Genomic DNA, 24272 nt, shown 5'->3' on the forward strand with positions numbered 1-24272 from the left:
CTGATATTCTTTAGGTTAAATATGAATTTTTTTGTATCGGTAAAGAATAAAAAAGGCGAGTAAATTGCCTCGCCTTTCGTTATTGTTTATTAATCACCATAGAGTTTTTGACGTTTCTCACGGCGTTCCTGTGCTTCAAGTGAAAGGGTTGCGGTAGGGCGAGCGAGTAAGCGACCCAAACCAATAGGCTCACCTGTTTCTTCACACCAACCGTACTCTTTACTTTCGATTAGTTGTAAAGATTGCTGCACTTTTTTGAGTAATTTTCGCTCGCGATCGCGTGTTCTTAACTCAAGTGCGTGTTCTTCTTCAATCGTTGCTCGATCGGCTGGGTCAGGAACAAACTGTGTTTCCCGTAAATTTTCTGTGGTAATATCCGCTTTATTAAGAATGTCATGCTCTAGCATTTTAAGACGATGTTTAAAGAATGCTAGTTGAACATCATTCATATAATCGTCTTCAGACATTGCTAATAATTGCTCTTCCGTGATAACAGTTTCGTTATCAGGGGTTATCTCTTTTTTTGATGATTTTGCCATCCTTCAGTCTCCTAGATTAATACGGTTATTAAAACTACAGCTACCTTTACTACCTTTAAGCTAGGCACTGCATAAGTCCTTGTTGGAAGATTTCTTGGGGAAGTTTTCGTCCAATAAAGACAATTTTGGTTTGTTTTTGCTCTTTACTTGCCCAAGGTTTACCAGGATTTGTACCTAAAATCATGTGAACCCCTTGAAGTAAGTAACGAACAGGAGCGCCTTTAAGGTAAAGAATACCTTTATAGCGATATAAATCAGGACCATATACCTGTACTAAACCACTGAGAAAATCGTCTAGTTTAACAGGATCAAAAGGTCGGTCTGATGTAAATAAGAAAGCACCAATCTCATCATCATGATGTGCGTGATGGTGGTGATGGTGATCATGATGGCAGTGTTCATCACATTGATGGTCGTGGTGATGTTCATGATGGTGATGTTCATGGTCACAATCAGGGCCACACTCATGATCGTTTTTTTTAAGGAAATCTGGGTCAATCTCGAGAACTGAGTTTAAGTTAAAACCAGTGATATCAAGAATGGAATGTAAATCGACTTCACCAAAATTAACCGGTGTAATTTTAGCGCGAGGATTCATTTTAATAAGCCGTTGACGTAATGCTTGATATTCGGCATCACTCACTAAATCGAGTTTAGATACCAAGATACGATCCGCAAAACCGACTTGTTGTTGTGCTTCTGGTTGTGTATCAAGTGTTTCCATACCATGTTTGGCATCAACAACGGTTAATACAGCATCTAACATATAGTAGCTAGCCACTTCTTCATCAATAAAGAAAGTTTGGCAGACAGGGCCTGGATTGGCTACACCTGTGGTTTCAATCATCACGCGTTCAAACTGTAGCTCACCTTTTTCACGGCGTGCTTTTAGGTCAAGTAAGGTGCGTTGTAAATCACCGCGGACAGTACAACATACGCAGCCATTATTAAGTTCGATAATTTCTTCTTCGGTGTCTTGAACCAGTAATTCATTATCAATGCTTTCTGGCCCAAACTCATTTTCAATGACGGCGATTCGGCGACCATGAAACTCGTTAAGAATACGTTTCAAGAGCGTTGTTTTTCCTGATCCTAAAAAACCAGTAAGTACCGTAACCGGGATCATTTCTGTAGCCATTCTGAATTCCTAATTGAAATTAATTGGATGCTAATATTAAATAAGTTAAGTGTAGAAGTCTACCATAAAATTTGTTACGGTAACATGACAATATGCGATTAAAAATATCACTGCATCACAAAAATAAAAATATCAGCCCTATATGGGGGTAGGGGGTGAAAAAAACAAGTATTTTTTTATAGTTTTATTATCTTTTACAATCCAATACCGATAAGTGACTAAATATATTTGGTAAATTTTGTTATAAATTAAGGTATGTGTTTTGAAAAAATAGATAAGTGTTATTAAAGCACAGTAAATAGCATTAAGTTACTCAAACAGTTCTTCCGCTTTGCTTCAGAAAATTCAGAAAACTCGCCTTATTAATTGCTTTGTGCTGCTGAAAAGGTAATGTTAAAGATAATTTAAGTATAAAGTATTTTGAACAAAAGAGGTTTATCACTTTTTATGAAAAACGTATCTTTTACGCATAGGTATAAAAGATACGTTTTTGTAACGTGCTATTGATTATTCTTCTTTATGTTGTTGGCAGTTAGGACAAGTTGCTCGAATTTCTGTTTGTGGTGCGTTTTGGCTAAAACCGACTGCTTGGAGTAAGTCTTTCAATTGTTGATTAATTTCTGGAGCACTGATTTCTTGTACTGTACCACATTCTGTACAAACGGCTAGTAAATCATGGTGTTGATGTGCATCTTCATGGATATGCTGACAGGCTGTCCAGCCATTAATAGCATCTAGGCGGTGGATAAATCCTTCTTCTTCTAAAAACTCAAGTGCACGATAGATGGTGGCTGGTTTTGAGCTAGGATGGATAGCCTGCATTTGCTCAAGTAATTCATAGGCTTTAAGCCCTCGTCCATTCTTGAGCATAAGTGTTAAGACTTGTTCTCGAATAGGGGTAAGTCGTTTACCTCGTGCCATACATAAGGAATTGGCTTCGGCTAGGCTTTGTTCTATAGAATGAGGGTAGGGACATGTCATCGTAAAATCCATTTCTGTCTCTCTTTATGCAGTACCTGATTTTATAAAAATGTGATACTATCACTTATGTTATATTATAACATATGATACAATATCTCAAAATCATAATACGCAGGTGATAATGTGCATTCTACCGTAAAACCAACACTTTATGTCAATACATTCGCTTCTAATAATGTCATGCATTCAACCAAAAATACGCTCTCAGGTATAAAGAAGAGTATTTTAACGGAATCTGTTTTTGCTCGTTTAGCCGGGGTAGGTATTGCTTTGGTGCTACTTTGGGGTATTGTTGCTTATGCTTTGGGATGGCTCTAAATGTTTGCTATCCGTTTAGATGGTGTGTGTGTTGGTAAACGTGAGAATACCGATGATTTTATCCTAAAGGATATTACGGGACAATTTGAACAAGGATCTATGACGGCTATTTTAGGGCCTAATGGCGCAGGTAAGTCCACATTAATTAAAACGATTAGTGGGTTTTTAAAGCCTATTCAAGGTAGTATCACCATTGCCGATACTTTAAAAAATCAGCTCAGTTTATTACCTCAACTCAGTGAGATAGATCGCTCTTTTCCTATTACTGTATATGATTTGGTCGCATTAGGGGCTTGGCGAAGAGTGGGGGCTTTTAGAGGGTATAGTCAGCAAGAAAAAGAAAAAATTGCGACAGCCTTAGAGCAAGTTGGTCTAACGGCTTATGCGAATCAATTAATCGGAACACTATCAGGTGGACAGCTACAGCGTGCTTTGTTTGCACGTTTAATTGTTAGAGATCCTCAAGTATTCTTATTAGATGAGCCATTAACGGCGATTGATGAAGATACAGAAGAGCAATTGGTTCAGATTATGCAAGGGTGGTATAAAGCAGGTCGTACGGTTATGGCGGTATTGCATGATGCTGCATTGGTGCAACGTGTGTTCCCCCAAACTTTATTACTGGCAAGTGAAGTCGTTGCATGGGGTGAAACATCAACTGTTTTACAAGAAGAAAATCTGCAAAAAGCGCGCCGTCTCGTATTAAGGGGATTTTAATGCTATATGAGCTTTTTATTGCCCCTTTTACGATGTTTGATTTTATGGCAAGGGGCTTGTTTGGCGGTATATTTTTGGCTTTATCTGCTAGTTCGCTTGGTGTTTTTTTGGTATTAAGGCGAATGAGTCTTGTGGCAGATTCTATGTCTCATACGATTTTACCGGGGGTTGCACTAGGTTTTTTAGTGGCTGGTATGTCAATGGGAGCCATGTTATTGGGGGGGATGATAACGGGTATTTTAGTGGCGTTATTAGCAGGATTTATTGCACGAATAACCAGTTTAAAAGAAGAATCAAGTTTTGCCGCTTTTTATCTGATTTCATTAGGGTTAGGGGTAATATTGGTTTCATTAAGAGGGACGAATATGGATCTTTTACATGTGCTTTTTGGTTCTGTATTAACACTCGATAATGAAAGCCTATTAATGATTATGGTGATGAGTAGTCTCTCAATTATTGTTCTCACGATGATTTATCGCCCCCTTATTATTGATTGTTTAGATCCTGCTTTTTTACGGGCAGAAGGAGGGGGAGGTAGTATGACACACGTAGTTTTTTTACTCTTACTGGTGGTTAATTTATTAGCAGGATTTCAAGTATTGGGTACGTTAATGGTGGTAGGAATAATGCTTTTACCAGCAATTGCGGCTAAATTTCTAGGAAAAACATTAATGACGCAGATTGTGTTGGCAGTACTGATTGGTATATTGAGTGTTTACTTTGGTCTTGTTTTTTCCTTTCATATTAGTTTACCTGCCTCCGCCTGTATTATCTTGACGGCAGGTGTAATTTATATACTCGCCTTATTATTTGGTCGGTATGGTGGACTATTACATCGAATAAATTTCTAGTCGTTATTCTTCTTTAGCAAAAGGTTTATAGGGCTTATTTAAATGGTTTCCTATTTTCCCTATGTTTAGAGAGTATGCCGTTTATTATTCATTATTGATATAGAGGTTTTATATGAAAAAAAGTTTAATGGCGCTTGGATTAGGCTTATGGTTAAGTGCTTCTGCTTATGCGCATAATATCACGGTAGCAACAAGTTTTTCTATTTTAGAAGATATGGTTAAAAATGTTGGTGGAGAGCATATAACGGTAGTCAATATATTAGGGGCCGATAAAGATGCACATCATTACGAATTTAAACCAAGTGATGTAAAACAATTTGCTTCGGATAAAGGGGTTAAAGTCTTTTTTACGAATGGACTTGGTATGGATCCGTGGGCAGATGCTTTAGTAAAGGCAAGTGGTTTTAAAGGAAAAGTTGTTAAAGTTTCTGATGGTGTTGAGCTTCGTTTATTTGATGCAAATAAGGGAGCAGAGAAAGATTCTCACCAACATAAGGAAACAGTGGATATCCATCATCATCATGATGGAGAGCATCACCATGATCACCACTCACATGATACACATGATCATAGTGAGAAACACGATCATGAACATCATCACCACGGTGCTATTGATCCACACGCTTGGCAAAATTTAAAGAATGCACAAATCTATGTGGATAATATCACTAAAGCATTAAGTGAATTAGATGCTGATCATGCAGAGATTTTCCAAAAAAATGCACAAGACTATAAAGAAAAAATAGCCGAATTAGATAAAACACTTGCTAAGGATTTTGCGCAGTTACCAGAAAATCATCGCTATTTAGTAACATCACATGAAGCACTGGGGTATTTTGCCGATGCATATGGACTAAAAGTATTGACCCCATTAGGGATTTCAAGTGATGCAGAGCCTTCCGCAAAAGAAATGGTTGATGTTATTAATACGATTCGTTCTTTAAAAATACCTACTGTATTTTTAGAAAATGTTAAGAATCCAAAATTATTAGAACAAATTGCAAAAGAAAGTGGTGCTAAGATTGGTGGAGTTCTTTATACAGATGCCTTATCAGCAAAGGGAGAAGGTAGCACTTATTTAGGTATGATAAAAGCGAATGCTAAGACTATTTTGGAGGGATTGAAATAAAAATCCTTTTTAAAATAGTTTAAGGTTAAATAATTATATCCCCTAAGATAAAGTTGCTTAGGGGATATTTTTTTGCGAAAAAGAATAGGGGGTGACATAGTTGAGTGTAGAAGAGTATTTGTTATGATGTGTGGTAAATATAATTCTCTATGAATAGGCTGTTGTTTTAATTTGATTTAAGGGGGAATTATTCGAAAATAGCATTTAATAATTATCCCTTATTTCTTCCTCTTTGCACGAGGGTGTGCTTGATCATAAACTTTGGCTAAATGTTGAAAATCTAACCTTGTATAAATCTGTGTGGTGGCAATATTGCTATGTCCAAGTAGTTCTTGTACGGCTCGCAAATCTTGTGAAGATTGTAAGAGGTGGCTTGCAAAGCTATGACGAAGAATATGAGGGTGGATATTGGCAGGAATATTACTCTTTATCCCTAGTTTTTTGAGCTGTATTTGTACGACACGGGGGCTAATTCTTGCACCTCTTTCGCCCAAAAATAAAGCGTATTGATCTTTGGGAGGGGTCGAGGGTTTAAGTAAAAGGGGGCGTTTGCTGAGCCAGTATTCAATGGCTTGAATGGCTTTTTCACCGAGTGGTAAAAGGCGTGTTTTTTTACCCTTACCAATGACGGTGACTTCTTTTTCGTTTAAATCTAACCACCCTTGTGATTCATATTGTCCCTCTTTATGAAATTGGATATCAACGTTTACTAATTCAGAAAGACGTAATCCACTAGAGTAAAAAAGCTCAAACATGGCTTGATCTCTTGCAGCGATAGGGTTGTGGCTGCTGAGATTAAGTCCTGTATCTAAAAGTGTTTTTGCTTGATCAGCAGATAGTGCCTTTGGCAAAGTACGCGGTACTTTAGGAGCTTTGACATCTACGGTAGGATTGATGGTTAAATGGTGATGAATACTAAACCATTTATAAAAGCTACGCCAAGTAGATAAAATCCTTGCTAATGAACGAGGCGTATAGTCTTGTGAATGTAAACGGGCGATGGCAGAGCGAATTTGAGTGTTTTGTATTTTATCTAGGGGTATGGAGGGGTATAGCCCTAAGAGTATTTGTATATCCCGTTGATAAGCATTTACCGTATGCGTCGAATAGCGTTTTTCAGCAGATAAATAGCGTAACCAATGTGTAACGGCTTCTGGTAATACGGTTATCTTTTCAGTTGTATTCATAGAATGTATAAGGATAAGAGGATATACTGGTATGAATAGTTTTTCATAGGGTGGATAGGTATTAAACCATACCTATCCGATGGATTTCATTAAGCAGGATTAAGCTCAGGGTAATCATCATCCGCTTTTTCTTCTGATGATGTTTTGAGATCTTCTTCGGTAATAGGCTCTTCGCTATCTTGCGTTTCATCGTCAGGATAATCTTCTTCCATTAATGAGGGAGCTAATCGAGAAATTGCTGCACTCGTAAGAAAACCGAGTGTTTCTAAAAAGAGTGTACCCATACCCTCATAAAAATGACTATTATCTTTACTACCAAAGATTAAAGCCCCTACTGTATTATCGTTTACATAAATAGGAATAACCGCAATAGAAGCGGGGGTTTCACTTAACCATGCGGTAATGCCTTGGTGTACCTTTTTACCTGTATAGGGGATAGAGAGTGACTGAATATAGTCTTGTACTTCTTTGTTATCTTCTACTTGATAACTTTCAAGACGTTCTAAGCCCCATAAAATTAACTCAACTTCTAAGTCAGGGAAAGCATCTTGTAATCCTGTCACAATAGCGGCAGGGAGTAGCTCTTCTTCTTTTTGAGCCAGTAATGAGGCACACCAATCGGTAATGGTATCGTTAATTCCTTGGTTTTCATAAGCAATATGACCAAGAGCTTGAAGTTCTGCCTGATTATTTTTGAGTTGCTGGCGTAGTGTAGTGACTTGACGTTCTAAGAGAGAGAGCGTACCAGAACCATTTGGATCGGGTACACGAATTTCTGCAAAAACATCAGCGTGTTCGATAAGAAAATTAGGATTTTGACGTAGAAACTCAGCAATAGACTGAGCATTAAATAGTGTATCTGTCATGGATATATAACCTATTTAGGAAATGTATTGACAAGGGCATCAATATCAACAATGCCTTCAAATACTGTTGTAGCAGGGCCAGTCATTACAATCGATTGACCATCATAATGAATGCGTAAATCCCCCCCTCGAGTATGTACAAGTACAGGACTTTGCAATAAACCTCGGCGAATACCAGCAACAGCAGCGGCACAAGCACCTGTTCCGCAAGCAAGGGTTTCTCCTGCTCCTCGTTCATAAACACGAAGATTAATCTCTTGAGGATTAAGCACTTGCATAAAACCAGCATTGACACGGTTTTTAAAACGAGGGTGTGATTCAATAAGTGGCCCTTGTTCTTCAACAGGGGCTGTTTGAATATCATCAACTATTTGAACAGCATGAGGGTTAGAAATGCCGACAAGTGATAACGCAACGGTATCACCATTATCAAGGGGAAGTGTCCATACGGTATCTTGTGCGATTTGTTTAGAGGATAAACCATTCACATCAAAAGCAACAGCCTCTGGTGAAAAACGAGTTTGCCCCATTTCTACACTGACCGTATGATCATCGTGTTCGGTGAGGGTAATTAAGCCTGTTGCAATTTCTGCTTTAAGGGGATTGTGTCCAGAAAGTTTTTGTTCATGTACAAAACGTACAAAGCAACGCGCCCCATTACCACAATGCTCTACTTCACTACCATCGGCATTAAAAATACGATAGCGAAAGTGTGCTTCTGGGTGACTAGGATCTTCTACCAACAGTATTTGATCTGCGCCAATGCCGAAATGACGATGAGCAAGTGCTCTGGCACGTTCGGGTGTCATTTGAATGGATTGTCGCACACCATCAAGAACGATAAAATCATTCCCAACACCGTGCATTTTGGTAAAGTGCCATTTCATACTGAACCACCTTATGCGAGTTTTTGTTTTAAAAGTTCATTGACTTGAGCAGGATTTGCTTTGCCTTTTGCTGCTTTCATTACTTGTCCCACCAATGAGTTAAAGGCTTTTTCTTTGCCTGAACGGTACTCTTCAACAATGGCAGGGTTAGCAGCAATCACTTCATCAATCATTTGATTAATAGCGCCTGTATCACTGATTTGTTTTAAACCTTTAGCATCAATAATGGCATCAACCTCACCATTATTTTCACCTTGCCATAAGGCTTGGAATACATCACGAGCCATTTTATTTGAAATGGTATTATCGCTAATACGTTGTAATAATTTGGCTAATTGAGTGGGTGAAACAGGGCTTTGATGAATTTCAAGTGCATCACGGTTAAGGCTTGCCATTAGCTCACTCATTACCCAGTTAGCGGCTAATTTAGCTTGTGCTTGTCCTGCTGCTTCTACCACTTGTTCAAAATAATCAGCCGTAGCACGATGAAGCGTCAATTGTGCGGCATGATAGGCGGATAAGCCGAATACTTGTTGATAACGTTCACGGCGTTTAGTAGGTAGCTCAGGCATTTGGGCTTTAACTTCTTGCATCCACTCTGCTGAAATGACCAAAGGCGGTAAGTCTGGGCAAGGGAAATAGCGATAATCATGCGCATCTTCTTTGCTACGCATACTGCGAGTTTCATCTTTGGTTTCATCGTAAAGACGTGTTTCTTGAACAACCGTACCACCATCTTCAAGTAGTTCAATCTGACGGCGAGCCTCAAATAAAATGGCACGCTCTAAGAAACGGAATGAATTCACATTTTTAATTTCAGTGCGTGTACCAAATTCTGTTGCTCCTTTTGGACGAACAGAAACGTTAGCATCTACACGGAAAGAGCCTTCTTGCATATTCCCGTCACAAATACCTAACCACACGACTAAACCATGTAAAGCACGTGCATAAGCAACGGCTTCAGCAGCAGATCGTAGTTCAGGTTCTGAAACGATTTCAAGAAGAGGCGTACCCGTACGGTTTAGGTCAATCCCTGTTGATAATTCACCTAGGGGGCCGATAAAATCATTATGTAAAGATTTACCTGCATCTTCTTCTAAGTGTGCGCGGGTTAGGTTGATGGTTTTTTCTTCTTCACCCACAAAGAAACTTAATTGACCACCAATTACAACAGGATCTTCAAATTGACTGGTTTGGTAGTTTTTAGGTAAATCAGGGTAGAAGTAGTGTTTACGAGCAAAGATAGAAAGAGGGGCAACTTTGGCACCAATGGCAAGACCAAAAGCAATGGCTTTGGCGACTGCTTCACGGTTCATTACGGGTAAACTACCGGGTAATGCCATATCGACAAGATTGGCTTGTGTATTGGGTTCTGCACCAAAAGCGGTGCTACTACCCGAAAAAATTTTGGATTGAGTCGATAACTGAACGTGTGTTTCTAGACCAATAACGATTTCCCAACTCATTATTTCACCTCCGCTTGACGTAGGTGCCAGTCAGTTTGCTGCTGATAGCAATCACCTAACGCTAATAATTGACCTTCATTGAAGTAGTTACCAATAATTTGTAATCCGATAGGACGATTGCCTTTTTCACCACCAAATCCGCATGGAATAGAGAGTGCAGGTAATCCTGCTAAACTAACCCCTAAGGTATAAATATCGGCTAACCAGTCGGCGGTAACATCTTCTTTATTGTCACCAATATTTTTGGCAACGGTTGGTGTAACGGGCCCCATAATGACATCACATTTTGATTGTAATGCTTCTTGGAAATCATTCGCAATCATACGGCGGATACGTTGTGCTTGTAGATAATAAGCATCATAATAGCCTTGAGAAAGCACATAAGTCCCTAGCATAATACGGCGTTGTACTTCTGCTCCAAAACCTTCTGTACGAGAACGGCTCATCATTTGCTCTAGTCCTGTATAGGCTTTACTACGATGACCATAACGGACACCATCATAACGAGAAAGATTACTAGAGGCTTCGGCAGGTGCAATGACATAATAAGCAGGAATAGCTAAAGCCGTACGAGGTAGGGATATATCAACACGTTCTGCCCCTAAACTAACAAATTGAGCAATCGCTTGTTCAACAGCGGCTTTAACCTCTGCGCTAATTCCTTCGGCAAAGTATTCTTGAGGGACACCAATGCGTAAACCTTTGAGGGGGGTACTACCATTGGTTTGATAGTGGGCAACGGCTTTTTCAAAAGAGGCTTTGATGCGTCCTTGTTGGTTAGCATTACCATGACACTGCATAACACTTGTTGAGTCTTTAGGATCAAATACACTCATCACATCTAATAATTCAACAAGATCGCGTGCATTGCGAGCAATAGGGCCTGCTTGATCTAAGCTAGAGGCAAAAGCAATCATACCAAAACGAGATACTGTACCATAAGTTGGTTTGATACCCGATACACCGCATAGTGCTGAAGGCTGACGAACTGAACCCCCTGTATCTGTTCCTGTTGTAGCAAGGACAATATCCGCCGCCACTGCAGCTGCTGAACCACCTGATGAACCACCAGGAACGGCATTGGTATCCCAAGGGTTTAAGCAAGCACCAAAAGCAGAGTTTTCATTGCCTGAACCCATGGCAAATTCATCGCAGTTGAGTTTACCAATATTAACGCAACCTGCTTGTTTGAGTAAGCTGACGACAGTCGCATCAAAAGGACTGGTATAGTTAGCTAACATTTTACTGGCAGCTGTTGTTCTCCAACCCTTGGTCACAAAAACATCTTTATGAGCAATAGGGATTCCTGTGAGTATGCTTTGTTCACCTTTAGCGATTTTATTATCAGCGGCTTGTGCTTGAGCAAGGGTCAAGTCGGGATCAATATGTAAAAAAGCATTTAAATATGAAAGGCGTTCGGCTTTAGCCAAAGCCTCTTGTGCAAGTTCTACCGCACTAGTTTGCTTACTATCTAGTGCTTTGCGTGTGTCGAGAATAGTTTGAAAAGACATAATTATTCGATAACTTTAGGAACTAAGAATAGACCATCAGATTCAGCAGGTGCATTTGCCATCAGTGCTTGACGTGCTTCAATAGAAGAAGGCTCTGTTACCTGATCTTCTCTTAAACGTAGGCTTACTTCTTCATGAACAGATAAAGGATGTGCTAATGGTGCAACACCAGTTGTTTCAACAGATTGCAAGGTTTCAAATAAATCTAGCATACTATTGAGTTCTTCTAATGCCTTAGCTTGCATCGTTTCATCTAATTCTAGACGAGCAAGACGGGCAATTCGGCTAACATCGTTGGGTGTAAGAGACATAAAAATAAAAATTAATAATGTTAAAAAATTAAATTTACTCACAAAGCATATATCTTTCTATATGCCAAAAATGATAAAATTACGAAATATGTTCCATTATAAGTTAATATTAAGAGTTATCCAATTTATAACCCCTTAATAAAAAACTCTTTTTGTTCACCCTACACCAAGATAGTAAAAATGTTCGGATTTTTAAGAAATTATTTATCAACAGATATGGCAATTGACTTAGGTACAGCCAATACCTTAATTTATGTACGTGGTAAAGGCATTGTGCTTGATGAGCCTTCAGTCGTTGCTATTCGTCATGATGGTGGCAATGGTCGCCAAGTTATTCAAGCAGTAGGACGTGCTGCTAAACAAATGTTAGGACGTGTGCCAGGCAATATTAATGCTATTCGTCCTATGAAAGATGGTGTGATTGCCGATTTCTCTGTTACAGAGCAAATGATTAAACAATTTATCAAGATTGTTAATCCAAGAAGTTTCTTATCACCCAGTCCTCGTATTATTGTGTGTGTTCCTTGCGGTTCAACGCAAGTCGAACGCCGTGCTATTCGAGAAGCGGCTTTGGGTGCTGGTGCTAGCCAAGTCCACCTCATTGAAGAGCCAATGGCGGCGGCTATTGGTGCTGGGCTTAATGTATCAGATGCTAGCGGTTCGATGGTGGTGGATATTGGCGGTGGTACGACAGAAGTGGCGATTATTTCACTTGGTGGTATGGTGTATAAAGGTTCTGTCCGTGTAGGTGGTGATAAATTTGATGAAGCCATTGTCAATTATATTCGCCGCAGTAAAGGTATGTTGATTGGTGATCAAACGGCTGAGATTATCAAAAAAGAAATTGGATCGGCTTTCCCCGGTACAGAAGTACGTGAAATTGAAGTAAAAGGTCGTAATCTCTCCGAGGGTGTGCCACGTAGTTTTACCGTTACCTCAACAGAAATTTTAGAGTCATTGACTGATCCCCTTAACCAAATCGTCTCTGCCGTTAAGATTGCTTTAGAACAAACACCACCAGAGCTTGGTGCTGATATTACCGAAAAAGGAATTGCCTTAACAGGTGGCGGTGCTTTATTAAGAGACCTTGATCGCCTTATTCAAGAAGAAACAGGTTTGCCCGTCATGGTAGCAGAAGATCCGCTTACTTGCGTAGTACGTGGTTGTGGTGAAGCCTTAGAACATCTTGAATCTTTAGGCCCTGTGTTTATTAACGAATAACGATTATTCACTTTTATCACAAAGTGGTTTAGGTGAGTAAATGCAGCAAGAGAAGTCATTGCGCCTTTTTAAACAAGGTCAGGCAACGGGTGTCAAACTTGTTTTTTTAGGTATCCTTTGTATCGTATTGATGGTAGTAGATTCGAGAACGGATCTACTCGTCTCTTCTCGTCAGTTAATTGCTTCTGCACTGAATCCGTTACAAAGAATGGTGTTATGGCCACGTAATGTTTTTACGCAAGTCTATAATTGGTCAAATGCTGTAGAGCTTGCTCGTATCCAGACAGAAGAAGCAGAACGCCAACGTATTGGTAACACACAGTTATCCGTACAGGCAGCACAGATGGCACAAGAAAATATACAGTTACGGCGATTATTAGGTATTAAAAATGCTGTTGCTACTCCCTCGGTTGCGGTAGAAATCCTTTATAACGCCGCTAATCCATTGCATCAAACACTCGTACTGACCAAGGGATCTAGTGATGGTATTGCTCCCGGAATGCCTTTGATCGGTGAGGGCGGTGTTGTTGGGCAAATTCAGCGTGTTACACGGCATACATCAGAAGCAGCATTGATTACAGATGAAAGAATTTCTTTACCGGCTATTGTGTTAAGAAATGGCTTGCGTGTTGTTGTATTTGGTACAGGGAGACCGGGTTTAGTAGAAGTGCGTTACCTTGCTTCTGGTGCAGATATTCAAGAGGGTGATCAGTTAGTCACCAGTGGTATTGGGGGGATTTATCCTTCTGGTCTTGCTATTGGACGTGTGAGTAAAATAGAGCATAATTCAGCCCAAGGGTTTATTAGTGCTTATGTTGAACCATCGGCTTATCCTGAACGTTATTTACACTTTTTGGTATTATTGACACAAGTTGCTAAACCGGATGAACAACAAGAAACGGTAGAACCATCTAAGGAAGGTGAGCATGAGTCATAAAAATATTAAAAGCCTTCGTCCTATTGATACTGGTGAAGATGTCTTTTTACCGTCCACTAAACTTGCATGGGTAAGTATCTTTATTGTTTTTCTTGCCTCATTACTGCCTTGGCGAAACTGGTCTGCTGCTCCTGATGTGTTGCTAGTTGTCATCGCTTTCTGGTGTATGCATAGTACAAAAGGGGTTGGTCTTATTCTTGCCTTTGTGATGGGTATTCTGATGGATGTACATGATACGAGTGTACTGGGGCGATATGCACTTTACTATGTATTAGTAATCTATAGTGTGATGATGATGCGGCGACACATGATACAATTTTCTGTGCTGGCGCATTTTACGGTAATGTTGCCTGTTTTTGTTTTAGCAGCGATCCCAGGGCGTTTTTTTGAAGCATGGTTGGCTGGTATATGGTCAGGCTGGGGGTGGTTGTGGTCAGGTGTTTTTACCGCATTACTCTGGTTTATTGTCGATCTTTTATTTAAGTTTCTTTCTCGTCCTACCGTAGATAGCAATGGCTTAGAGTAAAAGGATCGGGTATGTTAGCGTTTGGTCAAAAATCCAGTGTAAATCGCCGCCGAATTATTATTCGAGTCGTTGTCGCCAGTTTCTTTATTCTTTTTTGTTTTGGCATCCTTATTTATCGCCTTTGGGATTTACAAGTGGCGAGTTACCAAGGCTTATCTGAACGTGCTGAGCGAAATCGGCTATCATTAGTCCCCATTTCTCCACGGCGAGGGGATATTGTTGATAGGAATGGGGTAGTGTTGGCACGTAGCTACCGTGATTACACTATAGAGATTGTTCCTGCACAGATAAAAGATGTTAATGCTTTAATTGAGCAACTACGAGAAATTATTCCTATATCTGATTTGGAAGTTCGCCGATTTAAGCGTCGTTTAGCGGGAGCGCATCGCTTTGGTTCTGTGATTGTTAGGCATAATATTACCGATGAAGAGGCGGCTTTATTTGCGGCACATTCTTACCGTTTTTCAGGTGTTAGTCTAAAAGCTCGTTGGGTAAGAGAATATCCGCAAGGTGAGTCTGCAGCCCATTTAATTGGTTATATTGGACGTATATCAGATAAGGATAAAGAATACTTAGAAAAAGAGGGTTTAGAGGGTGAGTATCGAGGTACTGATGTTATTGGTAAAAAGGGGATAGAAGCTAGTTATGAGCGTCAGTTACATGGTAAACCAGGGTGGGAAGAAGTAGAGATTTCTGCCTCAGGTCGTCCTGTTCGTGTGCTAAAAAGAACGGATCCTATCCCGGGTGATAATTTACGTTTATCCATTGATTTAGGTTTGCAGAAAATGGCAGAAGGATTATTTAATAATCCTCGCTCTCCTCAGCGCGGTGCACTAGTGGCTATTGAACCAAAGACGGGCGAAGTGCTTGCTTATGTTTCAGCTCCTTCTTTTGACCCTAATTTATTTATCGATGGAATTGATGTTGAGAATTGGCGGCGTTTAGCTGATTCGGAAGATGCGCCTTTATTAGACAGGCCTATTTCTGGTACGTTTCCTATAGGTTCTACTTATAAACCCTTTGTGGCATTAGCCGCTTTAGAGTTAGGTGTGCGTAGTGCAGAGACACGAGTACCTGATCCGGGGTATTTTGAATTTGGAGGGCAGCGGTTCCGTAATGCAGGACGTGCTGTTTATGGCCCAACTAATATGCATAAAGCGATTGTGGTTTCTTCAGATACCTATTTTTTTAGCTTAGGGCCTTTGCTGGGTGTTGATCGATTGCATGATTTTGCCATACAGTTTGGTTTTGGTAAACAAACTGGGGTAGATTTACCCGGTGAAAAACGCGGTATCCTTCCCTCAAAAGAATGGAAACGTAAAGCCTTTAAAGATCCTAAGAAACAGGTCTGGCATACGGGTGAAACGATTTCAGTGGCTGTAGGACAAGGCTATAATGCATTGACAATTATGCAGCTTGCTCAAGCAACAGCGGTATTAGCAGCAAATGGGGTCTATATGCGACCTCATATCGTTAATTGGTTAGAAAATCCCATTACACGTAAGGCAGAACAAGTGGTTAAATCTCCTGAATATACCATTCCTTTAAAGCCAGAGCATTTACGAGTGATTAAATCCGCTATGACGGCAGTGACACGTTCAGGAACGGCAAGATCGGTTTTTGCTGGGGCTAATTATGTCTCTGCAGGTAAGACAGGAACTGCTCAGGTCTTTAGTCTAAAAGGAAGTCGTTATAATGCGGCAGCTTTAAATAAACGTCTTCATGATCATGCACTTTATATGGGATTTGCCCCTGTCGATAATCCTAAAATTGCTGTTGCATTGATTGTTGAAAATGGTGGCTGGGGTGCTAGAGTGGCTGCCCCTATAGCAAGAAAGGTATTTGATTATTGGTTATCACCAACCAGACCAATAACACCAGAATATGTTTCTCCATTTGTTGATGAGGACGCTGAAGCAGAAAGCTCTCCTGATGTAGAAGTCCCTGCTGAAACACCCAAAAACCCAGAGGATAATATGAGTGAAGTTATTCCTGATATTTTAGGCGCAACATCGGATCCCCATCATCGGGATAATACTTCATCAGAGAATAGGTAAAAAATGTTAAATACTGTATGGAATGGTGTTATCCGAGCCTTTAAGGCAATTGATTGGCCTTTAATGATTATTTTATTTCTATTTGCCTGCCTAGGAATGACAGTGATGCATTCAGCCGTTGGGCATATGGAAGGGCGTTTTGAGGGGCAACTACGTAATTTCTTAATTGCTTTTGGGGTGATGTGGTTTGTGGCATTATGGCCGCCTCCTAAGGTAATGAAAATCGTCATTCCTATCTATATCATTGGGTGTGCTTTATTACTAGCAGTGCTGTTATTTGGTTATACCAGTAAGGGGGCGACTCGGTGGTTAGATATTGGTTTTTTACGGATTCAACCCTCAGAGATGATGAAACTTTGTGTCCCTATGATGCTGGCATGGTATTTTGATAAGCACCGTAGTGATCTTAAAGTTTTAGATTTTTTTGTAGCAGGTGTTTTATTACTGATTCCCTTTTTTCTGATTATTAAGCAGCCTGATTTAGGTACGGCATTACTGGTATTTGCCACAGGTTTTTTTGTGATTTATTTTGCGGGTTTATCGTTTAAATTGCTAGCACCTATTTTTATCTTGGGACTGATTGGTATTGGTTTAATTCTTTATTTTGAACCTGTATTATGTGCGCCTGATTTTGATTGGGTGATTCTACATAACTATCAAAAAACCCGTGTATGTACTTTGCTTGATCCCAATCTCGATCCATTAGGTAAAGGGTTTCATACGATTCAAGGTATGATTGCCATTGGGTCTGGTGGTATTTATGGAAAAGGTTATTTACAAGGGACACAAACGCATTTAGATTTTATTCCTGAACAAACAACAGACTTTATTTTTGCGGTATTTGCGGAAGAGTTTGGGCTTTATGGCAGTATTTGCTTATTGATTTTATACACACTATTACTGATTCGTTGCTTTATGATTACCATGAAAGCCAAAACACAATTTGGTGCTTTATTGGCAGGTGCATTGACCATGATGTTCTTTTTCTATGTATTTGTCAATATGGGAATGGTGATGGGTATTTTACCGATTGTGGGTGTGCCCCTTCCTTTTATGAGCTATGGGGGGACGGCATTAGTTACCTTGGGAATTGCTTCTGGTTTGTTGATGAGTATTTCTAAGTATAAGCCGAAGAAGGGTTAATGTGGTTAGGGTGTTTTATTCTATTTCACATCTATTCAATATAACTTGTATAATCATTTGAAAAAATTACTCTAAATAGAGTTGAGTTTCCTGTCGTACTTGTAACTTTTACCCTCTACTCTATTATCGTTTTAACTTTCTTAATTTATCAACTAATTCATGAACTTGAGTTGAAGGATTAAAATTGTTCTCACTATTAGCTTGTTTAAGTACTTGTTGAGCATTGTTTATTGCTATGCCTAATTTACTGAGTAATAATTCGTATGGATTATTCAGATTTTTAGAATATGCTTGTCCGAACTCAGTTTTCCAGTATTGATTTAATATATGCACACAGTTATCACCCGCACTTTTATTGCCTGTTTGTTCAATGGGGGAGCGAGAAAGAACAAAATGACAAATATACCAATATTCAAAACTTGGATAAGAAATAATTAAGTCTATATTATGTTCTTTTGCCTTATTAATAGCTTGCTCAAAATGATGATGCTTATCTCTATCAATAACGCAATACACTTTATCAAAAGCGAGATATTTCTTTTGCTCTTCTAGTTTTTCTATCGCAGTATCTACTACTGAAATAGGATCAGTACCATCACCAGAAATAATAGATATATTCACAGATGATAAATCTTCGACCTTACGTAAGTTGTTAAAATATAAAGGCTCTGTTTTTTTGTCCTCACAAACAATTAAAATTACTTCATAAGGTTCTTTTTTTGCTTTTGAACGATTTAAATCACGACTTTTGCGTTTAGATGCCATTATTGTTCATCCTCCCAGAAATTGCTAGGGAATTGGAACTCTGTTAATAAAGGTTTTGCACCATAACGACCATGTAAATAATATTCTTCGATATTTTCACGACTAATATGTGGTTTAAAATCGGTTAATGGATATAATGTTGTGCTCCTATCCTTATTTTTTTCACAAAACCAAATTTGATCGCGACGTAATAAATCCTTACGCAATACAGAGGTTTCATGTGTTGTAAAAATGAGTTGAGCATTTTTTTGATTAATAGGAGAATTAAATAATTTAACTAAAAACCTTACTAAATCAGGGTGTAAACTTTTATTTAACTCATCAATTACCAAAATATAACCATTTTGTAAAACCTCTAGCATGAGACCAGCAAATTCAAATAGTTTTTGTGTTCCGTCTGATTCATTTCGTAAGTTAATTTTTTGTTTATTTTTCATATCGTCAATATAAACAAAAAAAGTTTCATTTTGAGCAACTATTTGTTCTTCTAAATCATTGAGAATTTCTTTTCTTATAGAATCAGGTAGGTTATCAGGTAGATTTTCAAGTGAAATATTTGGTTTCTCAAAAATAATATTATCTACTTCTATACCAGCTGATTTTAAGAAAGAAATAATAATTAGTTTATCCTTTTCTGAGTTTTTACAAATAGTTTTAGATAACTCATTACTAATTCTATCTGTCTGAATAATACCGATATTATTTGTAAAAAATTCATAAATAGGTTTTAATTGTTCACTATTTCTATGTGTTGCCATAGATAAGAATAATTGGTCAGGGCGAGTTTGATTTTTCCAACTTTCCTTTTCACCTTTTAAATAGTCAGATATTTTCCAATCATATTCTTGTTTGTCTGCTTGATATTCACGGTGAAACCAATTTCTTTCGCGTCCTTTAGGATAAATGCTTAACCACTCTTCATAAATTTTTGAGCTATCTACCACAAAACCATAATCAACACGCATTTCTTGTAATACGCCTTCATCATTTTGAAGGGGCATGATGATAGAAATATCATATACGGTAGGTTGATGTCGAGTAATACTATTGAATAAAAAACTTTCTGTTGGAATAGTATTACCAATCTTTTTATCAGCTGAGTTTTGGATGATATCAAGCATTGCCCCTAATGCTTTAATCATATTTGATTTACCTGAGGCATTTGCACCATAAATCACTGCAGATTTTAATAACGGTGGTGTATTAGGTGCAGAGCTTTCAAAAAAATTATCAGGTTTTTCTGTTCCTGTACTTTTAACTAAAGATAAGGTTTGTTCTTGTTTAATCGAACGATAATTTTCAACAGAAAATTGAATAATCATAGAGTATTTTCCTAATTTAAGCAATTTTTAGGAAATTTTTACTTAAAAATCCTATTAGTTTATTTTAGCATGAAGAGTTTAAAATAAAGTTTTTTCATTTTTATGTTTTGATTATTGTCAATTAATTTTTGTGAATATAAGTGTAGTTTTATTTAAAGTAAAGAAATAAGAAATTCTACCCAATACTATTGATAGTGTTTTTTCCTAATAAAAACATAATTTAGTATATAAGAATTTACTTACTAGTACTGAATAAATTCTTAATGTATAAACTTACTTTATCCTCAAATGTTAAAACAAACGCAATGTCCCCATTCCCTTCAATCCCTCAATAATTTTCATTACAGGGCTAGGTAAGGCTAATTGGTCAGTATTGGCTAATGGATACCATTGACTATTTTCAACTAGAAAACTCTCTTGAACGGTATGTGAACGAGTAAATTGAATAAGAATAGGGTGTATCAATAAACGATAATGCGAAAAGATATGCTCAAAACTTGCCATAGGTGAGGCAGTTGCACTAGGGTGAAGAGCTAGCCATTTTTCCATCTCTGCCGTATTACTTAACTCAGGTAAGGATAATAACCCTCCCCAAATACCTTTTTCTGGACGTTGCTGTAAGAGAATACTGTTCCCTACTTGAAGTACCAGCATAATGGTTTCTTTTTGAGGAATTATTTTTTTAGGTTTTTTTTGTGGCAATTCTGCTTGCTTATGGTGCTTAAAGGCGAAACAGTCTTTTTGCAGAGGACAGGATGTACATATTGGCTTTGTACGAGTACAGATTGTTGAGCCTAAATCCATTAGCCCTTGATTGTATTGTCCAATATTTTTTTCACCAATTACATTTTGATAGGCTTGCTCCCAAAGGCGTTTATTGGTTTGGCTATCATAGCCCTCAATCCCATAAAAACGGGTAAAGATACGTTTAACATTCCCATCCATAATAGGGGTAATCGCATCAAAGCAGAAAGCAGCAATGGCATTTGCTGTCGACTCACCAATACCGGGTAATGCTTGTAAGTCTTTAGGAGAAGAGGGAAATTGCCCCTGATATTGTTGAGCAATGACTTGAGCACATTTATGAAGATTCCTTGCTCTCGCATAGTAACCTAAACCAGCCCAGTATGGCATGACCTCAGCTTGCGAGGCTTGAGCAAGGCTTAATACGGTCGGAAATCGCTCTAAAAATCGGTGGTAGTAATCAATAACTGTACTTACCTGTGTCTGTTGTAGCATGATTTCGGATAGCCATACCTTATAAGGGTCTTTTGTTCCTTGCCAAGGTAGATGATGGCGACCAGAGGTTTGTTGCCATGCCTGAATACGTTTAACAAAACTTGTCATTAGAATTTAGAATGTTTAGTGACAGACCAGATAGCCGATAGTGAGGCAATTATCATCACCAAAATAATCGTCATAATTAACCAAGAGAAAGGGGGTAAAATTAATGAAAAGGATTGCCCATAACTCTCGGATAAAACAAGAATAGCACTATTCATCATACTCAGTGCAAGTATGGTGAGACCAATAGATAAAATACTAGCACATAAACCCGTAATAGCCCCTAGGTATAAGAAAGGACGGCGGACAAAAGCCTCTGTAGCTCCTACTAAACGAGCAACGGCAATTTCATCTCGCTGTACTAAGGCTTGCATCCGTACAGTATTAAAAATGGTAACGATGACAATAGCAATAACCCCCATAGCGAGGATAATTAATAGCATCTCAAAGAAATATAAAATACCTTCCAATTTTTTGGCAAAATCACTATCAAACTGCACCATCTCTACTGCGTTATCTTTACCCCATGCTGCAGCAAGTGAATTAGCATGATCCGTATTGGCTTTTTCAGATAAGGTAATAATAATACTGTGTGGTAAAGGATTGGCTGGCAATACATTAAGTGATTCAGCCCATTCTTTTGATGCTCTTAGGGTATCTAAGGCTTGTTGCTTAGAAATAACGTCAATATGTTGAATATCTTCTGTGTATTCTTGTTGAAGTTGCTGGCTAAGTTCTTGTGTTTGCTCAATAGATATTGTATCTTTCATAAAGAGCGTAACAACAGGATTAAAAGAGACAGATTTAATCGCTGGTGCTAGTGAAGTAACAATAGAACCTACACTAAGCGGAAGCGACAGTACAAAAGCAATCACAATAATATTGGTAACGCTTGAAAAGGGGGTTAGCCAGAGGCGGCGAATCGCTGTTTTTAAAGCATAAATATGATGACGTAACCAAGTTTTCATGCGTGGTATCCTAAATCGGTAAAACGACCGGGTTCAATAAGTAGAGTACGATTAGAATGTTTTTGTAATAAGGGACGATCATGAGAGGCAATTAAGGTTGTCGTTCCCACACGGTTAAAATCACGAAAAACCTCTAAAATAAGCTGTGCGTTTTCTTGGTCTAAGTTAGCGGTAGGCTCATCGGCAATGAGAATCTTAGGGTGATTGACAATTGCTCTAGCAATGGCAAGTCGTTGTTGTTCACCGCCTGATAATTCAATAGGATTTAGTTTTTCTTTGCCACCTAACCCTACTTTAACAATTGCTGCTCTTGCCCGTGAGAGTGAAGTGTGATGATCAAATCCCATTACAGCAAGCGGTAACATCACATTATCAAGGGCACTACGATCATACAAAAGATGGGTATCTTGTAGAATAATCCCTACCGTACGCCGTAGATAAGGAATCGCACGTTTGGTAATATGGTCAATACGTGTATCTTTAACCGTAATTGCCCCTCGACTAGGAGGCTCTAAACCTGCAATAAGTTTGAGTAAGGTAGATTTTCCTGCCCCTGATGGGCCAGAAATAAAGACGAAATCACCACTATTAATTTTAAAATTAATATCGGCAAGGATATTTGCACCTCTACCATAAGATTTAAAAACGTGCTGAAATTCAATCATATAGAAAACAATAAATCTAAGTAATGTAAGCGTATTTTAACATTAGGGTGTTTTAACGTTTTGTTTTTACCTATGATAGCGGACTATTTTTCATTAAATAAGGGAAGAAGTCATGAAATTTAATGTATCTTTAATGTGTTACTTTGAATAGAGATGAGCGTAAAAATTATCCTATCCCTGCAGCTTATGATAAAAATAATCTCATACTGTATCAGGAGGTGTGTTAATGGCTCTACTAACTATTCACACTTTTTTTGAGTATAAAGCTACATTATTATTTTGAATAAATGTTATATTCTCTGTTCTACCGTGGAATAAGTTGATGATGAAAAAATTGCAATTTTCTTGGCATGATACTCGTTTTCGTTCGTTGATCTATCAAATAATTATTTTGGGAATCGTTATTTGTGTTGTTGGCTATTTAATTCATAATACCCTACAAAATCTATCTGCCCGAAATATTCAGACAGGATTTGCTTTTTTAGATAAAGAGGCAGGTTTTGCTATTGGGGAGACACTTATTCCTTACCAATTGACAGATACCTATTGGCAAGCTATTAAAGTCGGATTATTCAATACCTTATTTGTTTCGATTATGGGTATTATTTTTTCTACTCTCTTAGGAACGGTGGTGGGGATTGCCCGTTTATCTAGCAACTGGTTATTAAAAAATGTAGCCTCTATTTATGTTGAGGTAATGCGTAATATACCCTTATTAATTCATTTATTCTTCTGGTACGCCTTATTAACAGAAACATTACCATCACCTCGTCAGGCACTTAATCCGATAGAGGGGGTTTTCCTGTCTAATCGGGGGATTAAAGTTCCTGCACTAGAGGGGAGTGCTTTACCGTGGGTGAGTATGGGTATTTTGATGGCATTGTTAGGTATTTTTATCTTGGCATATTGGGCAAAACATAAGCAAAACCAAACGGGGCAAACAAGCACTTTATGGCGCTGGTATCTTGTTTTATTCATATTGTTTCCTGTATTGAGTTTCTTCTTATCAGGGGGGCAATTAAGCCTTGATTACCCTGTATTAAAAGGATTTAATTTTGTAGGTGGTTGGTCGTTTAGTCCTGAACTAGCGGCTTTAGTGATAGGTCTTGTGCTTTATACAGCAGGTTTTATTGCAGAGATTGTGCGTTCAGGTATTCAAAGTGTGAGTAAAGGGCAATGGGAAGCGGGTGAATCATTAGGTTTGACAAGGCTGCAAACTTTACGCTTAATCATTATGCCTCAAGCCCTAAGAGTAATGATTCCCTCTCTCAGCAATACCTTTATGAACTTAACTAAAAATAGTTCTTTAGCAGTTGCGATTGGTTATCCTGATATTGTATCAATTGTAAATACCATGCTCACACAAACAGGACAAGCTATTGAAGCCGTGATGATTATTATGGCAGCTTATCTAACCATTAGTTTAAGTATTGCCTTATTAATGACTTGGTATAACAAAAAAATGGCATTAGTGGAGAGATAA

Annotated in this window: 24 protein-coding genes; 10 read left to right on the top strand and 14 right to left on the bottom strand. The window is 38.4% G+C overall.

Features of this window, described 5'->3' with window-relative positions:
- Positions 1 to 89: 89 nt before the first annotated feature.
- The 3 genes from dksA to F9B76_RS07700 all read right to left on the bottom strand — a co-directional run bounded on the left by dksA (position 90) and on the right by F9B76_RS07700 (position 2658).
- A complete protein-coding gene (dksA, locus tag F9B76_RS07690) occupies positions 90 to 539 on the bottom strand; it encodes an RNA polymerase-binding protein DksA (protein WP_159991591.1) in 450 nt (149 codons plus the stop codon).
- Between the two features lie 55 nt (positions 540 to 594).
- Positions 595 to 1677 carry a CobW family GTP-binding protein gene (locus F9B76_RS07695; protein ID WP_243140625.1) on the bottom strand — a complete coding sequence of 361 codons (1083 nt, stop codon included), beginning with the start codon at positions 1675 to 1677 and terminating at the stop codon, positions 595 to 597.
- 507 nt (positions 1678 to 2184) lie between these two features.
- A complete protein-coding gene (locus tag F9B76_RS07700; RefSeq protein ID WP_159991592.1) occupies positions 2185 to 2658 on the bottom strand; it encodes a Fur family transcriptional regulator in 474 nt (157 codons plus the stop codon).
- Between the two features lie 123 nt (positions 2659 to 2781).
- Between F9B76_RS07700 and F9B76_RS07705 the strand changes: the two genes are divergently transcribed.
- The 4 genes from F9B76_RS07705 (at position 2782) to F9B76_RS07720 (ending at position 5673) form a co-directional block, all read left to right on the top strand.
- Positions 2782 to 2976 (top strand): hypothetical protein, encoded by a 195-nt coding sequence (locus F9B76_RS07705; RefSeq protein WP_159991593.1) that lies wholly within the window; start codon positions 2782 to 2784, stop codon positions 2974 to 2976.
- Positions 2977 to 3693, top strand: coding sequence for a metal ABC transporter ATP-binding protein (locus tag F9B76_RS07710; RefSeq protein WP_159991594.1), 717 nt, complete (start codon positions 2977 to 2979; stop codon positions 3691 to 3693).
- Complete coding sequence (locus tag F9B76_RS07715; RefSeq protein WP_159991595.1) at positions 3693 to 4544, top strand: metal ABC transporter permease; 852 nt, start codon at positions 3693 to 3695, stop codon at positions 4542 to 4544. The genes F9B76_RS07710 and F9B76_RS07715 overlap by 1 nt, the downstream gene beginning before the upstream one ends.
- A gap of 112 nt (positions 4545 to 4656) precedes the next feature.
- Positions 4657 to 5673, top strand: coding sequence for a metal ABC transporter solute-binding protein, Zn/Mn family (locus tag F9B76_RS07720; RefSeq protein ID WP_159991596.1), 1017 nt, complete (start codon positions 4657 to 4659; stop codon positions 5671 to 5673).
- A gap of 218 nt (positions 5674 to 5891) precedes the next feature.
- On the opposite strand, the gene xerC is transcribed toward F9B76_RS07720, so the two are convergent.
- From xerC to gatC, 6 genes are all read right to left on the bottom strand, one after another.
- On the bottom strand, positions 5892 to 6860 hold the full coding sequence (gene xerC, locus F9B76_RS07725) for a tyrosine recombinase XerC (RefSeq protein WP_159991597.1): 969 nt from the start codon (positions 6858 to 6860) through the stop codon (positions 5892 to 5894).
- Positions 6861 to 6949: 89 nt separating this feature from the next.
- Positions 6950 to 7726 carry a DUF484 family protein gene (locus F9B76_RS07730; protein WP_159991598.1) on the bottom strand — a complete coding sequence of 259 codons (777 nt, stop codon included), beginning with the start codon at positions 7724 to 7726 and terminating at the stop codon, positions 6950 to 6952.
- An 11-nt stretch (positions 7727 to 7737) separates the two neighbouring features.
- Positions 7738 to 8613 (bottom strand): diaminopimelate epimerase, encoded by an 876-nt coding sequence (gene dapF / locus F9B76_RS07735; RefSeq protein ID WP_159991599.1) that lies wholly within the window; start codon positions 8611 to 8613, stop codon positions 7738 to 7740.
- Positions 8614 to 8624: 11 nt separating this feature from the next.
- The gene (gatB, locus tag F9B76_RS07740; RefSeq protein ID WP_159991600.1) at positions 8625 to 10079 is read right to left on the bottom strand and encodes an Asp-tRNA(Asn)/Glu-tRNA(Gln) amidotransferase subunit GatB; all 1455 of its coding nucleotides are present in this window, start codon (positions 10077 to 10079) and stop codon (positions 8625 to 8627) included.
- On the bottom strand, positions 10079 to 11590 hold the full coding sequence (gene gatA / locus F9B76_RS07745) for an Asp-tRNA(Asn)/Glu-tRNA(Gln) amidotransferase subunit GatA (protein WP_159991601.1): 1512 nt from the start codon (positions 11588 to 11590) through the stop codon (positions 10079 to 10081). The genes gatB and gatA overlap by 1 nt, the downstream gene beginning before the upstream one ends.
- 2 nt (positions 11591 to 11592) lie before the next feature.
- Complete coding sequence (gatC, locus tag F9B76_RS07750) at positions 11593 to 11901, bottom strand: Asp-tRNA(Asn)/Glu-tRNA(Gln) amidotransferase subunit GatC (RefSeq protein ID WP_159992155.1); 309 nt, start codon at positions 11899 to 11901, stop codon at positions 11593 to 11595.
- Between the two features lie 180 nt (positions 11902 to 12081).
- Between gatC and F9B76_RS07755 the strand changes: the two genes are divergently transcribed.
- The 5 genes from F9B76_RS07755 to rodA are packed head-to-tail and all read left to right on the top strand — an operon-like array spanning position 12082 to position 17785.
- Complete coding sequence (locus F9B76_RS07755; RefSeq protein WP_159991602.1) at positions 12082 to 13122, top strand: rod shape-determining protein; 1041 nt, start codon at positions 12082 to 12084, stop codon at positions 13120 to 13122.
- 40 nt (positions 13123 to 13162) lie between these two features.
- Complete coding sequence (gene mreC, locus F9B76_RS07760) at positions 13163 to 14059, top strand: rod shape-determining protein MreC (protein WP_159991603.1); 897 nt, start codon at positions 13163 to 13165, stop codon at positions 14057 to 14059.
- Complete coding sequence (gene mreD / locus F9B76_RS07765) at positions 14049 to 14585, top strand: rod shape-determining protein MreD (protein ID WP_159991604.1); 537 nt, start codon at positions 14049 to 14051, stop codon at positions 14583 to 14585. The genes mreC and mreD overlap by 11 nt, the downstream gene beginning before the upstream one ends.
- 11 nt (positions 14586 to 14596) lie before the next feature.
- The gene (gene mrdA / locus F9B76_RS07770; protein ID WP_159991605.1) at positions 14597 to 16642 is read left to right on the top strand and encodes a penicillin-binding protein 2; all 2046 of its coding nucleotides are present in this window, start codon (positions 14597 to 14599) and stop codon (positions 16640 to 16642) included.
- 3 nt (positions 16643 to 16645) lie between these two features.
- Positions 16646 to 17785 (top strand): rod shape-determining protein RodA, encoded by a 1140-nt coding sequence (gene rodA / locus F9B76_RS07775; protein ID WP_159991606.1) that lies wholly within the window; start codon positions 16646 to 16648, stop codon positions 17783 to 17785.
- Positions 17786 to 17908: 123 nt separating this feature from the next.
- Here rodA and F9B76_RS07780 read toward each other — a convergent pair whose 3' ends face one another.
- The 5 genes from F9B76_RS07780 to F9B76_RS07800 all read right to left on the bottom strand — a co-directional run bounded on the left by F9B76_RS07780 (position 17909) and on the right by F9B76_RS07800 (position 22789).
- Entirely contained in the window at positions 17909 to 18550 is a 642-nt protein-coding gene (locus F9B76_RS07780) for an RloB family protein (protein WP_159991607.1), read from the bottom strand.
- Positions 18550 to 19872: an AAA family ATPase gene (locus F9B76_RS07785; protein ID WP_159991608.1), complete on the bottom strand. Its 1323-nt coding sequence runs from the start codon at positions 19870 to 19872 to the stop codon at positions 18550 to 18552. Before F9B76_RS07785 ends, F9B76_RS07780 begins: the two co-directional genes overlap by 1 nt.
- A 291-nt stretch (positions 19873 to 20163) precedes the next feature.
- Positions 20164 to 21219: an A/G-specific adenine glycosylase gene (gene mutY, locus F9B76_RS07790; RefSeq protein ID WP_159991609.1), complete on the bottom strand. Its 1056-nt coding sequence runs from the start codon at positions 21217 to 21219 to the stop codon at positions 20164 to 20166.
- Positions 21219 to 22124: a cell division protein FtsX gene (locus F9B76_RS07795; RefSeq protein WP_159991610.1), complete on the bottom strand. Its 906-nt coding sequence runs from the start codon at positions 22122 to 22124 to the stop codon at positions 21219 to 21221. The genes mutY and F9B76_RS07795 overlap by 1 nt, the downstream gene beginning before the upstream one ends.
- On the bottom strand, positions 22121 to 22789 hold the full coding sequence (locus tag F9B76_RS07800; protein ID WP_159991611.1) for a cell division ATP-binding protein FtsE: 669 nt from the start codon (positions 22787 to 22789) through the stop codon (positions 22121 to 22123). The genes F9B76_RS07795 and F9B76_RS07800 overlap by 4 nt, the downstream gene beginning before the upstream one ends.
- 325 nt (positions 22790 to 23114) lie before the next feature.
- Here F9B76_RS07800 and F9B76_RS07805 point away from each other — a divergent pair, with 325 nt between their 5' ends.
- Entirely contained in the window at positions 23115 to 24272 is a 1158-nt protein-coding gene (locus tag F9B76_RS07805) for an amino acid ABC transporter permease (protein WP_159992156.1), read from the top strand.

This window comes from Pelistega ratti (assembly GCF_009833965.1).
GTDB lineage: Bacteria > Pseudomonadota > Gammaproteobacteria > Burkholderiales > Burkholderiaceae_B > Taylorella > Taylorella ratti.